13 protein-coding genes are annotated in these 12435 nt (G+C 71.9%); 4 read left to right on the top strand and 9 right to left on the bottom strand.

Annotated elements, in window-relative coordinates; genetic code table 11:
- Nucleotides 1-312: 312 nt before the first annotated feature.
- Nucleotides 313-1683 carry a replicative DNA helicase gene (gene dnaB / locus ACFTZA_RS10970; RefSeq protein ID WP_378194157.1) on the top strand — a complete coding sequence of 457 codons (1371 nt, stop codon included), beginning with the start codon at nucleotides 313-315 and terminating at the stop codon, nucleotides 1681-1683.
- Nucleotides 1684-1740: 57 nt separating this feature from the next.
- Here the strand turns inward: dnaB and ACFTZA_RS10965 are convergent, their stop codons facing one another.
- The 5 genes from ACFTZA_RS10965 to ACFTZA_RS10945 all read right to left on the bottom strand — a co-directional run bounded on the left by ACFTZA_RS10965 (nucleotide 1741) and on the right by ACFTZA_RS10945 (nucleotide 6464).
- Nucleotides 1741-2556: a hypothetical protein gene (locus ACFTZA_RS10965; RefSeq protein ID WP_378194154.1), complete on the bottom strand. Its 816-nt coding sequence runs from the start codon at nucleotides 2554-2556 to the stop codon at nucleotides 1741-1743.
- Nucleotides 2553-2993: a hypothetical protein gene (locus ACFTZA_RS10960; protein WP_378194151.1), complete on the bottom strand. Its 441-nt coding sequence runs from the start codon at nucleotides 2991-2993 to the stop codon at nucleotides 2553-2555. The genes ACFTZA_RS10965 and ACFTZA_RS10960 overlap by 4 nt, the downstream gene beginning before the upstream one ends.
- A gap of 115 nt (nucleotides 2994-3108) precedes the next feature.
- Nucleotides 3109-3936: a TlpA family protein disulfide reductase gene (locus ACFTZA_RS10955; protein ID WP_378194148.1), complete on the bottom strand. Its 828-nt coding sequence runs from the start codon at nucleotides 3934-3936 to the stop codon at nucleotides 3109-3111.
- 93 nt (nucleotides 3937-4029) lie between these two features.
- Complete coding sequence (locus ACFTZA_RS10950; protein WP_378194145.1) at nucleotides 4030-4623, bottom strand: TetR/AcrR family transcriptional regulator; 594 nt, start codon at nucleotides 4621-4623, stop codon at nucleotides 4030-4032.
- Between the two features lie 155 nt (nucleotides 4624-4778).
- Complete coding sequence (locus ACFTZA_RS10945; protein WP_378194142.1) at nucleotides 4779-6464, bottom strand: discoidin domain-containing protein; 1686 nt, start codon at nucleotides 6462-6464, stop codon at nucleotides 4779-4781.
- Nucleotides 6465-6611: 147 nt separating this feature from the next.
- On the opposite strand from ACFTZA_RS10945, the gene ACFTZA_RS10940 reads away from it, so the two are divergent.
- Nucleotides 6612-7295: a hypothetical protein gene (locus ACFTZA_RS10940; protein ID WP_378194140.1), complete on the top strand. Its 684-nt coding sequence runs from the start codon at nucleotides 6612-6614 to the stop codon at nucleotides 7293-7295.
- A 53-nt stretch (nucleotides 7296-7348) separates the two neighbouring features.
- On the opposite strand, the gene ACFTZA_RS10935 is transcribed toward ACFTZA_RS10940, so the two are convergent.
- From ACFTZA_RS10935 to ACFTZA_RS10925, 3 genes are all read right to left on the bottom strand, one after another.
- A complete protein-coding gene (locus tag ACFTZA_RS10935) occupies nucleotides 7349-8014 on the bottom strand; it encodes a GPP34 family phosphoprotein (protein WP_378194257.1) in 666 nt (221 codons plus the stop codon).
- Between the two features lie 105 nt (nucleotides 8015-8119).
- A complete protein-coding gene (locus tag ACFTZA_RS10930; protein WP_378194137.1) occupies nucleotides 8120-8839 on the bottom strand; it encodes an ABC transporter permease in 720 nt (239 codons plus the stop codon).
- Nucleotides 8840-8901: 62 nt separating this feature from the next.
- Nucleotides 8902-9783 carry an ABC transporter ATP-binding protein gene (locus ACFTZA_RS10925; RefSeq protein ID WP_378194134.1) on the bottom strand — a complete coding sequence of 294 codons (882 nt, stop codon included), beginning with the start codon at nucleotides 9781-9783 and terminating at the stop codon, nucleotides 8902-8904.
- Between the two features lie 225 nt (nucleotides 9784-10008).
- On the opposite strand from ACFTZA_RS10925, the gene ACFTZA_RS10920 reads away from it, so the two are divergent.
- On the top strand, nucleotides 10009-11247 hold the full coding sequence (locus ACFTZA_RS10920) for a sensor histidine kinase (protein ID WP_378194131.1): 1239 nt from the start codon (nucleotides 10009-10011) through the stop codon (nucleotides 11245-11247).
- Nucleotides 11244-11846: a DNA-binding response regulator gene (locus ACFTZA_RS10915; RefSeq protein ID WP_378194128.1), complete on the top strand. Its 603-nt coding sequence runs from the start codon at nucleotides 11244-11246 to the stop codon at nucleotides 11844-11846. The genes ACFTZA_RS10920 and ACFTZA_RS10915 overlap by 4 nt, the downstream gene beginning before the upstream one ends.
- Before the next feature lie 3 nt (nucleotides 11847-11849).
- Here the strand turns inward: ACFTZA_RS10915 and ACFTZA_RS10910 are convergent, their stop codons facing one another.
- Nucleotides 11850-12230 (bottom strand): ArsR/SmtB family transcription factor, encoded by a 381-nt coding sequence (locus tag ACFTZA_RS10910; protein ID WP_378194125.1) that lies wholly within the window; start codon nucleotides 12228-12230, stop codon nucleotides 11850-11852.
- Nucleotides 12231-12435 lie beyond the last annotated feature (205 nt).

Raw genomic sequence — 12435 nt, 5'->3', positions numbered from 1 at the left:
AGGTCACTGGCGTGCGGCGGCGATGTACACAGCCGAAATCCCCAGTTGTCCACACGGTTGTCCACCGGGTGTGCACAGCGCGCGGCAGCGTGTCCACAGGATCATGGATGACTGTCCACGACGCTGTGCACAGGGCTGTTTGCCGTGCGTCCGACCGGCATCTACTGTCGCGGGGTCGTGTCTGCCGGACCGGGAGCCGCGACCACCGGGACAGTCCTGTGGGAGGCCCGCTGTAGAACACGTGTACGACGCGGGTGAGGCCCGCCGGCACGGCCCGCCGGGGTCGTGCCGAGCCGGGGGAGCGAGGGGCGCATGTCGATCGAGGAGCTCGAGGACAGCTACGGAGGGTCCGGCCCGTCGTCGGCGTTCGACCGCACCCCGCCGCAGGACGTCGCGGCGGAGATGAGCGTCCTGGGCGGCATGCTGCTGTCGAAGGACGCGATCGCCGACGTCATCGAGCAGATCCGTGGCTCGGACTTCTACCGCCCGGCGCACGAGGTCATCTACGAGTCGATCATCGACCTCTACGGTCGCGGCGAGCCGGCCGACGCCATCACCGTGGTGGCGGAGCTGACGCGGCGCGGCGAGCTTCAGCGCATCGGCGGCGCCCCGTACCTCCACGACCTCATGGCGGGCGTCCCCACCGCGGCCAACGCCGGCTACTACGCGCGCATCGTGCGCGAGCGGGCCGTGCTACGCCGCCTCGTCGAGGCCGGCACGCGCATCGTCCAGCTCGGCTACGCGACCGACGGCGGCGACGTCGACGACATCGTGAACAACGCCCAGGCCGAGGTCTACGCCGTCACCGAGCGCCGCACCACCGAGGACTACCTGCCGCTGTCGGAGATCCTCGGCCCCACGTTCGACGAGATCGAGGCCGCCCAGGGCCGCGGCGAGGGCATGACCGGTGTGCCGACGGGGTACTCCGACTTCGACCGTCTGACCAACGGTCTGCACCCGGGACAGATGATTGTTGTCGCCGCCAGGCCGGCAATTGGCAAAAGCGTTCTAGGAATTAATGTTGCGACGCACGCGGCGGTGCACCACCAGATGGCGTCCGTCATCTTCTCCCTGGAGATGAGCCGCAACGAGATCACCATGCGTATGCTCGCCGCCGAGGCGAAGGTGCCGCTGACCCGCATGCGATCGGGAAAGATGGACGACGGCGACTGGCAGAAGCTCGCCGGCACGATGGGCAAGGTGGCCGAGGCGCCGCTGTTCATCGACGACTCCCCGAACATGTCGCTCATGGAGATCCGGGCCAAGTGCCGGCGATTGAAGCAGCGGCACGACCTCAAGCTCGTCGTCATCGACTACCTCCAGCTCATGTCGTCCGGGAAGCGCGTCGAGTCGCGCCAGCAGGAGGTCTCCGAGTTCTCCCGTGCGCTCAAGCTGCTCGCGAAGGAGCTCGAAGTTCCGGTCATCGCGATCTCGCAGCTGAACCGTGGCCCGGAGCAGCGCGGCGACAAGAAGCCGCAGATGAGCGACCTGCGCGAGTCGGGCTCGATCGAGCAGGACGCCGACGTCGTCATCCTCCTGCACCGCGAGGACGCCTACGAGAAGGAATCGCCTCGCGCGGGCGAGGCGGACCTCATCGTCGCCAAGCACCGAAACGGCCCGACGGACACCATCACCGTGGCATTCCAGGGGCATTACCAGCGCTTCGCCGACATGCAGATGTAGTCGCCCGTCGGGGACGTGGCGGGGTGCGGTCCACGAGCCCCTCAACTGTGCGGCGCGCTACCGACGAACCGCGACGAGCGTGACGTCGTCCTCGTTCCTCCCGGAGTATCCCGCGAGCCCGAGGTCGGGCCGTGAACCCGGCAGGAGATACACGTCCGCGAACCGGAGCCGCTCGAAGAGGCTCAGCTGCGCCTCGAGCGCGCGGGTGATCAACGGCTTCGCGCCGTGCAGCCGTCCCTTGATCCGGTCCATGACCGTGGAGGACAGCACCCCGCCCTCGACCCAGACCGACGACCTCACCGCGCGAGCACCGAGAACCCCGTCCGCGGCGACGAAGAACGCGATGAAGTACCGCACGTTGGCGTCGTAGTCGAACCAGTCCGGCACGTCGACGCGCAGGTCCTGGTCGATCGTGACGAACACCCGGTCGAGGTCCCAGGTCGGGAAGAACGTTCCGTAGACGCGCGGATCACCGCGGCGCGACAGCCGCGTCCCGGCCGTCTCGGCGTCGAACAGGCTCGTGAACCGAGGAGCGATGAGGTCGCGCAGACCCAGCTCGATCTCCCGGGCGGCCTGCTCTCTCGCGACCACGATCGAGCTCGAGGCGACGTCGTTGAACGCCCCTCCGTAGTACGACCACCAGGAGGACCCGCCGTCGTCCACGTTGAGCGCGGCGAAGCGACCGGCGAAGTCGCGGTGCTCGAACGCGAAGGTGTGCCCGCGGTGGCCGATGCCCCATGCGCGCTCCGAGGAGAGCTCGTCGTTCGCCTGGGAGCCGTAGCGCATCCACCGGTACCGGCCCGAGCCTGTGCTCACCGTGCGGGTGAACCCCTGGAAGTCGCGGTGCTGCCAGAGAACCGAGATGACGGTCATGATCGCGTCCTTCCGCACCGGGGCTCGTCCCCACTGCTCTTCTCGGGAGCGGAGGGGTCCGCTCCGGCGTGCCGCTCGAGCAGGTGGGTGCGGATCTCGCTCACCTCGTCGGGGTCGAGAAGGGGCTCGAGCGCGACGAGCGTCGCGATCTGCTCGTGCACGTCGTCGGCGGAGCGTTCGCGGTCGTCCCGGAGCAGTCCCACGATCTCGCGCACCACGGCGGGGTCCGAGAAGAGCTCGGGTCCGGGGTCCACGGTCCCGCTCGCGGTGGGCAGGACCGCGCCAGGGGGCAGGTCGTCCATGTCGTCCGTGACGTCGAGCGCGTCACGGGTCGTGTCGAGGACCGTGCCGACGTGCAGGTGCAGGCCGAGATCGCGGGCGCGCGACATCTCGTCGTCCAGCGTGCGACGTCTCGAGTCCTGCTGGTCGTCGTCCATGGCGCTCTCCCGTCGTTCGTCGATATCTGGAGGGAGGCCGTCGCGCACCGCTGCGTACGACGTCGGAGGGCGAGGCACCGGACGCCGGCCGGAGGTGCCGACCGGAGAGCGTGCCTCAGAGGAACCGACCGAGCACCACCGTCGTCGCGAGCACCGCGGCCGCGAGGGCGGTGAGGGCCACCGCCGCCACGGGTCCGCGGCGGTCGGTGGGGAGGCGGTCGAAGAGGGCCGACGCTCGACCCAGCAGGGCGAGGGGCGGTGCGGCCCTCCAGACGTCCCGCCCCGCCTTGGCGCCCGCGCGCCGGACGACCGCCGGCAGGTGCCCGACGGCGGCCAGCAGCGGGACGAGCGTCCTCCCTCGCCGGCGACGACGAGGGGGCGCGCCGAGCACGTCGTCCAGGCTCGTGCGCACCGCGGCGGTGTCGTTGGCCCAGTGGACACGTGCGGTGATCGTCCCGTCGGGTCGCAGGACGTAGGCCGAGTTGGGCTTCGGGCCGACGGCACGGTGCAGCGTGCCGTCGATGTCGTCGACGGCGACCTCGTAGCGCACGTGGAGGTCGTCGCGCATCGACGCCGCGTGGGTCGCCTTCTCGGCGGCCGTGGCCGGCTGCGTGATGAGCTCGCCGGGGTGTGCCTCGCGGGTCTGGACCAGGACGAAGCGCACCCGGTCTCCGTAGCGCTCGTGCAGGGCGTTGAGCGGGGGCAGTGCGCTGCGCGTGACCGGGCATGTCTGCGATCCGAAGACGAGGAGCACGGGCTTGTCGCCGAGCGCGTCGCTCGCGAGCCGGCCGCCGTCGAGCGTGGGGAGGTCGAACGGGGGGATGCGGTCCCCGGGTCCGGGGTCGGTCGAGCGGTAGCGCAGGTCGGCGAGGACTTCTCTCGTCCGGAGGTCGTCGAACCGGTACTCGGACGCCTGCCGTGCGGTGCGGGTCGTGGGTCCCATGGTCGTTCCTCTCGTTGCCACTTGACCGATGGGTCAAGTGGTGGGGCGCGGAAGGTGGCCGGGGCACGAAGCGTGCCCCGGGGGAAGGGGGGGTCAGCGGGGTGCGGGGAGCAGCTGCCGCACCAGAGGGCGGAGCGGGTCGAGCGCGGTCAGGTCGTCCTCGGCCTTGGCGAGGACGCCGAAGCCCTGGACGCAGGCGACGACGCCGCGTGCTGCGGTCGTCGGATCCAGCCCGACGTCGACCTCTCCACGGGCCTGTGCGTCCCGGACGACGGACGCGACGCGGTCGGTCCAGGCTGCCAGCACCTCGGCGACCCGGGCCCTCATCGCCGGGTCGTGGGCGGACAGCTCCGCTGCGAGGTTCCCGATCGGGCATCCCGGCACGACACCGAGCCGCTCGCGCATGGAGCGCATCATCGCCACGTACGCCGACAGGAAGTGGTCCAGACGCTCGAGCGGGGGCGCGTCCGCGTCGAAGGCCTCGTCGAGGAGGCTGCGCATCATCGCCCAGTTGTGCTCGAGGACGGCGAGCCCGAGGGCGTGCTTCGAGGGGAAGAAGTGGTAGAGGCTTCCCTTGTTGACCCCTGCCGCCCTGCACACGTCCTCGACGCTGACGTCGGCATACGTCGATCCGTGCACCAGGTCGCGCGTGATGGAGACCAGCCGATCCCGGGTGTCCCGTGGCATGCGTCGACGGTAAGCCTCGTTGACCGTTCGGTCAAGTGGTCTCGGCGCGGGGCTCCGTCGTGCTGCGACACCACGGGACCTCCGCGCAGGCACGGCCCGCACCCGCCGGCCTCAGGACGAGGCCGGCGGGCGTCGCGTCGGTCGCCGGTGGGGCGTCAGTCGCAGGTGAGCGCGTCGTGCTCGACGTCGACGGTCGAGGTGACGTCCTCACCGTCGATCGTCGCGGTACCGGTGACGCTCACCGAGCCGCTCGCGACGTCGGCGGCGCGCACCGGGAACGCCTGGTACGCGTTCGCGCCGGGAGCGACGTCGGCCACCTCGTGCGCGCCGAACGCCGTCGTGAGCGTCACGTCGACGGGGGAGTCCTCGCCGTTCGTCGCGCGGACGGCGAGGTACGCCGTGCCGGCGAGGCACCGCGGCTCGACCACCACGTCGAGGTCGAGCTCCGGCTGACCGCCGGCCGGCGTGCCGTAGACCTCGAGCTCGTAGATGGAGAAGCCCCACTGCGTGGCGCGCTCCGTGGCGTAGAGGCGCACGTGCCGGGCGGTGCCCGTGACGTCCAGCCGGTCGAAGAAGCCGTCGCCGTCGGTGACGGTGTGCACCGTCGTCCACGTCTCGCCGTCCGGTGACGTCTGGATCTCGTACGCCGACGCGTACGCGGTCTCCCAGTCGACGACGACGCGGCTGAGGTCGTAGCTCGCGCCGAGGTCGACCGCGATCCACTCGGGCTCGCTCCACCCGCTGCCCCACCGGGTGCCCGGGTTGCCGTCCACGGCCTTGTCGCCGGTGCGGGCGGGGTCGTCGATGCTGGAGGTCGTCACCGGCCGGCCGAGCGCCAGCGACTCGCCGTCCTCGTCGCCACCGCCGTCGTCGTAGTCGGGGGACAGGTAGCAGCGCAGGTACTCGTAGGAGTCGGCGGTGGTCTGGAACGACGGCGCCCAGTCCCACTCGTAGGTGTAGTACTCCACGTACGGCTCCGCCGCGGCGATGATCGCCGGGAGGTCGAGCTCGCCGTCGCCGAGGCCGACCTGCCGCATGTCGCCCTCGGCGTCGACGTTCACGGCGTCCTTGATGTGGAGGAGCTCGATGCGGTCCCCGTGCTCCTCGATCCACGCCGGGACGTCGATGCCGGCGTCCGCGGCCCAGCCGACGTCGAGCTCGAACGTCACGTAGCGCGGGTCGGTGTTCTGCTCGATGACCTCCCAGGCCCGGACCATCTCCCCGGTGTCGGGGTGGGGGAACTGCGTGGTGAACTCGCTCTGGTGGTTGTGCAGCGCGATCTTGCCCGCGCCGTTCTCGGTCGAGTACTGACCGAGGCGGTTCACGTGCTCCGCGGTCGCGACCGCTTCCTCGTACGTGCCGTAGCTGCCCGCCATGCCGCCGGTGCCGATGTAGTCCTGGCCGAGCGCGACGGCGTACTCGACGGTCTCGGGCCACGTGGCCCAGTCCGTGCTGCCGTGGCTGGACGACACCTCGAGGTCGTGCTTCTCGAAAATCGCCCGGTAGTCCTCGACCGGCATCGAGTAGGGCTGGTCGTACGGCTCGACGTGGGTGAACCCGGCGGCGGAGACCTCGCCGAGCACGCGGTCGATCGTCTCGGGCGACGGCGTCCCGGACCCCAGCTCTCCCACGTGCGTGTACAGCTGGATGGAGATCTTGGAGTCGGGGAGGCCGTCGTCGGCCCCGCACGTGTCGGCCGCGGCGGCCGTCGGTGCGGGAGCGGCGAGGGGCGACGGGGCGGCGGCGGCCGGGGACGCGGCGAGCGCGCCCGCGAGGAGCGCGCCGCCCGTCAGACCCGCACCGAGCCGGCGCGCGCGGGAAGGATGCTGCGGAATACGCATGGAGCTCCAATGGACAGCGTTGTCGATTGAGTGCGGCAGGCATGCAACTTTTGACTGCGGCGTGTGCAAAAGAACGTAACCGCCGGGTATGGGAGCGTCAAGGGCACCGGCTGTCGTCCCCCGGCCCCGCGGCGCTACGTTGCGGCCATGACCGGTCAGAACGCCTCGCTGCCCGACGGTGCACGAGTTCGTGACCTCGCCGCGGACGCCGTCGTCGACGAGCGGGGGGACGCGGTGGTGAGCGGGCGGTGCTACCGCGAGGAGACGTTCGAGTCGCTCGTCGTCCGGACGGCACCGGGTGCGCGGTTCGTGCTCGACGACGTGACGTTCGACAGGTGCCGCACGCGGAGCGGGTTCTTCTTCACCAGCGTGAGCGTGCTGCGGGAGGTCGCGTTCGTCGACCTCGACTGCGGGGACGCGCTGCACGTCAGTGCGCGGACGCCGCTGGAGGACGTCACGGTGGCGGGAGCCCGGCCGTCGATGCTGTGGATCAGGCCCTATCCGACCGACACGGGCGACGTCGTCCTCGAGCCCGTGCTGGACATCACGCGCTACGCCGGTGAGGTCAGCATCACCGGCGTGCGCACGGACGGGATCGTGCTCGACCCGGGCAGGCACGTGGTCGTCCGTCGGGCGCTGCTCGACGAGGTCGACTGGACGGGCCTCGGTCTTGGCCGGACGTGCTTCTGGCGGTTGATGGCGCGCAAGGTCGCGGTGGACGGCGTGCCCGAGGGCATCGTCTCGGTCCCGTCGGGCAACGACCGCGCCGTGCGGGACCTCGAGGTCCTGCGTGCCCACGGGCACGTAGTGGTTCCGCGCGCCGAGAAGTGAGAATCCGCCCCGGATATCGCGAGATCTGGGGCGGATCCTCACTTCTCGGCGGCTCACTGCGCCTGGCTGCCACCGATCACCCCGGTGGCGACGGCGATCCCGATCGAGACGTTGACCGCGGCGGCCTGCGCGATGACCGCGGTACCGACGGCAGCGGCGCCCCAGTCACCGTTCTGGTACGTGAGCGCCCGGCTCGCGACGGCGTTCGACCACCGGATCGCGGGATGGAGCTGGGGCAGCGTCCCGCTCGCGGACAGGATGGCGACGAGTGCCGCGGTCCGGGCGTCGGGCGTCCTGCCGTCCTCGAGCACCGCACGGACGCGCTCGAGCAGCGCGGCCTCGTACGCGACGTCCTGCGCGGGCATCCGCGTGGTCGGGATGAACCCGAGCAGCTTCGACCGCTCGCGGCGGACCATGCCGCGCTCGAGGAGCCGGTCGAGCACCTGAGCGCGCAGGGGCGGGCCGACCTCGGCCAGGACGGACCCGACGTAGCGCGGCCGCTTCTCGATCTGGGCGAACGCCTCGTCGAGCAGCGGGTCGCCGAGCGGGGGACCGGGCACCGCGTACACGGTCTGCTTGCGGTCGGTCTCGACGCGGCCGCGCAGCGCGAGGTCCATGAGCACGGCACCGCCGAGCGTCCAGTGCAGGGTGCCTTCGCCCCTGGCGACGCCGGTCTCGTCGTCGAGCAGGAGCAGCATGAGGTCCTCGACGAGGAGCAGTCCGCGGGTCGTGGTGGCCTCCCTCGACGGGCTGGTGATCCATGGTGGTCTCCGATCACGATTCGTGCGGGTGTCGGTACGAGCCGGCGGGCGGCGCCGGCGGCGTCAGCGCCGCGGGTCCCAGCGGAACAGGCGCGCGGCGAGCGCGACGGCGACGACGATCCACGCGGCGGTGGGCGCGAGCAGGAGGAGCGAGTCGCCGAGCGGGGCGCCACCCTCCCAGGCCTGGACCACGAGCTCGGTGGCAGCACCACCGGGAAGCAGCCGCTTCACCAGTGCGAGGCTCTCGGTCCCGGTGATGCCGACCCAGCTCGCGACGGCGATGACGCCGAGGCTCACGGGAAGGGCGGTGATCTGCGCGTGCTCGGGCGTCCGGGTGATCCCCGCCGTGGCGAGGCCGAGTCCGATCATGAGGGTGACGGTCGCGACGACGGCGACCGCGAGCAGACCGACGTCCGCCGGCGCGCCGGTGACCACGCCGAGGACCGTGAGGATCAGGGCGACCTGCACGAGCGCGATCGCGGTGGCGGGCAGGACGAGACCGGTGAGGATGCCGGCGTCGCTCGCCGCGGTGGAGCGCAGCCGCTTGAGGAACAGGTTCTGCCGCCGGTCGACGAGCGTCGTGACGGTCGTGGAGTAGAGGCCGAACACGCTGACGGTCAGCATGACGATCGCGGCGATGTAGCCGAGGCTGCCGATGGCCGCGAAGGTGTCGTGCTGGTAGATGAAGAACGCGCCGACGGCGACGGGGATCACGAAGCTCGTGACGAGCACCGAGCGGTTGCGGAAGATCTGGACGAGCTCGCTCCGGGCGATGGGGAGCATGAGGTTCCTCTCGGGGAGGTGGTGGAGGTACGGGGTGGACCGGCCGGGGATCGCCGGCGGTGTCAGTCGCTGTCGAGCGCGCGGAAGACGTCGTCGAGCCGGGTGGGGCCGGCCTCGAGGTCCGCGAGCTCGAGGCGGTGGTCGTCCGCCCAGGCGAGCAGCGCGTGGAGGTCGCGCTGGAGCTCGAAGGTCTCGACGACCGTCCGGTCGCCCGAGCTCGCGACCTGGACCGGCGGCGCGGGAGCCGACGGCGGGGTGGTGAAGCTGATGACGGCGGGCAGCGTCCGGGTCAGCTCGGAGACCGTGCCCTCCTGGCGGAGCGTGCCGCGGTGCATGAGGCCGATCCGGTCGGCGTGCTGCTGCGCCTCCTCCAGGTAGTGCGTGGTGAGGACGATCGTCGAGCCGTCGCCCCGCAGCTTCTCCACGGCGGTCCAGAGCGCGTCGCGGGACTGGATGTCCAGACCGGTCGTCGGCTCGTCGAGGAAGACGAGCTCCGGCGACCCGTACACGGCGGTGGCGAAGTCGAGGCGCCGCTTCTCGCCGCCGGACAGCTGCCCCACGAGCGTCGTGGCCTTGCGCCGGAGGTCGACGACGTCGAGCACGCGGTCCACGCTGTCCGGGCGGCCGCTGAGCCCGCCGATCAGCGCGACCGACTCGTGGACGGTGAGGTCGGAGGCGAAGCCGCTCTCCTGGAGCATGATCCCGGTGCGGGGACGCACCTCGCGCCGGTCGCCGGGGTGGCGTCCGAAGACGCGCGCACGCCCGGAGGTCGGCGTCCGGTGACCCTCGACGACCTCGAGCGTCGAGGTCTTGCCGGCGCCGTTCGTGCCGAGCAGGGCGTAGATCTCCCCGCGCCGCACCTGGAAGGACAGGTCCGTGACGGCCTGGAAGTCGCCGTAGTCGACGTTCAGGCCGTCGACGTCGATGACGTGTGTCGATGGCATGCCCCGATCACACCCGTTCCCGCGGGCGCGCGGCAGTGCCACCACGTCAGGAGCTCGGCGTGACACCCCACCGGGCGGGGTGTGACGTGGTGTCACTGGTGCGACGACCGCCCCCGGGCGATCCTGGGTGCTGACCGACCGTGCTGGCTGACCGCTGACCGACCGTGCTGCCCGACCGCGGCCCGACTGCTGCCCGACTGCCGCCCGACCCCGGAGAGCCGCCCCATGCAGACGCCGCCGCGCGCCTCGTCCACGACGCCGGCGCGCGCCGTGACGGCGCAGCGGCGCTTCCGCGGCCTCAACCTCACGACGATGCTGCCCGTGCTCGCCCTCGGCGGGGCCGTCGCGGTCGCGGTCGACGCGCGGTCCTGGGGTCAGGCGGCCGTCCTCGCCCTCGGGGTCGTCGCCGCCCTGGTCGCGTTCGTGCAGTGGGCGGGCGGACGGCTCTTCCCGCTGGCGTTCCCGTGCCTCGTCGTCGCGGCGGCCGTGTGGGCGTACGGCGCGCTGGTGGTCGACAGCGCGACGGCGTTCTTCGGCGTCGCGATGGTGGGCGCGCTCGTCGCGCCGCGGCTCCCGCGGTATCGCGCCGCCGGCGCCGTCGCGCTCGTCGCCTACGTCGCGGCGATCGGCGTCGCACGGCTCCTCACCGAACCACCCGTCAGCACGGGCGACGTCATCGCCTACGTCCTGCTGCCCACGGGCATCACCGCCGTCGTCACGGGCCTGATGTTCCCGAACAAGCGGTTCTACGACGTCGTCCAGGAGCTCGAGGAGTCGCGCGAGCGAGAGGCGGAGCTCGCGGTGGCGCGCGAGCGCATCCGGTTCGCGAGCGACCTGCACGACATCCAGGGGCACACGCTGCACGTGGTGAAGCTCAAGCTCGCCCTGGCACGCCGGCTCGTGCACGTCGACCCCGACCGGGCCGACGACGAGCTGCGGGAGATCCACGCCCTCGTCGGCGACACGATCGACCGCACGAGGGAGCTCGTGTACGCGCAGCGACGGCTCAACCTCACCGCGGAGCTCGAGAACGCGAAGAACCTCTTCGAGGCCGCGGGGATCCGCGTGCTGGTCGAGCGCGACGGCGTCCCGGACGCCCGCACGGGCGAGCTGCTCGGCCAGGTGCTGCGCGAGACGACGACGAACATCCTCCGGCACGCCCAGGCCACCGAGGTGCGGGTCGCGCTCACGACCGACGGGATCGTCGTCGTCAACGACGGCGCACCGCCGGGCCCGTTGCCCGAGCTCGGCGGCCTGGCCGCTCTCCAGGAGCGACTGGCCGACGTCGGCGGTGAGCTGACGGTCGCCCAGGACGGCGGCCGGTTCACGACGGCGGCCGTGCTGCCCGAGACGGCCGCGGTCCCCGGAACGGCCGCGACACCGGGCGTGGCCGCGACCTCCGAGGTCGCGACGCTCGACGAGGCCGCGGACCGGCGTCCGCCGGCACGGGAGAGGTCGCGATGACGACGGTCGTGCTCGCCGACGACGAGGTGCTGCTGCGCAAGGCGCTGGGGGCGCTGCTGCCTCTCGAGGGCGACATCACGGTGCTCGCGGAGGCGGAGGACGGCGAGGCCGCGGTGCGCGCGGTCGCCGAGCACAGGCCGGACGTCCTGGTGATCGATCTCGAGATGCCGGGTGTCGACGGGCTCGCCGCGGTCGAGCGGATCCGGGCGGAACGCCCCCAGCAGGTGATCCTCATGCTCACGCGCCACGCCCGGCCCGGGGTGCTCCGCAAGGCGCTGCGGCTCGGCGTGCAGGGCTTCGTCAGCAAGGCGGCGGAGCCGGCGCAGATCGCGTCGGTCGTCGCGACCCTGCACGCGGGGCGACGCTGGGTGGACCCTGACGTGTCCGCGCTGGCGCTCGTCGACGACTGCCCGCTCACCGAGCGGGAGACCGACGTCCTGCGCGCGACGTCCGAGGGCTACTCGGTCGCGGACATCGCCGTGCGCCTGCACCTCGCGCAGGGCACGGTGCGCAACTACCTGTCGAACGCGATGCAGAAGACCCAGACGCGCACGCGCCACGAGGCCGCGCGGTACGCGCGCGAGCACGACTGGCTGTGACGCTCAGCGGCTCGCGGACGCGACCTCGAGCGGACCCAGGACGGCGCGCAGGGCGCTGTCGACGAGGTCGCGAGCACCGGGAGCCACCGAGAAGTACGCCCACTTCCCGCGCTGCTCGCGGGTCACGAGGCCCGCCCGGACGAGCGTGGTCATGTGGTGCGACACCGTCGGCTGGGACAGCCCGACCGGTTCGGTGAGGTCGCAGAGGCAGGCCTCGCCGGCGTCCTGCGCGGCGATGAGGGACAGCAGGCGCACCCGTGCAGGGTCGGCGAGGGCTTTGAACGTGGCAGCGGCGTCCCGGGAGGCGTCCGCGTCCAGTGCTCCACCCTCGGCGGGGCCGCAGCAGCCGCCGCCCGCGGTGGCGAGGGGGAGCGTCGTCGTCATGCGCCCATCCTCGCACACGCATCGACAACCGTCGATGCATCACCGTCCTGGGTGCGCCACGCCCACCGGTGCGCACAGCGAGGGCGAGGGGAGTCCCCTCGCCACTCTCAACGTATAGCGCAGAGGGGGTCTTGCGGCAAGGCCCCGGTGGGGGCGCAGAATCGCTGGCCGAACCAGGGTCCGGCGTCCCGGACGACGGTGGCAG

Origin of the sequence: Cellulosimicrobium sp. NPDC057127 (assembly GCF_042670945.1) — a bacterium.
In the GTDB taxonomy this organism is placed as follows: Bacteria; Actinomycetota; Actinomycetes; order Actinomycetales; family Cellulomonadaceae; genus Cellulosimicrobium.
This window is presented reverse-complemented; position numbering and strand designations above follow the sequence as displayed.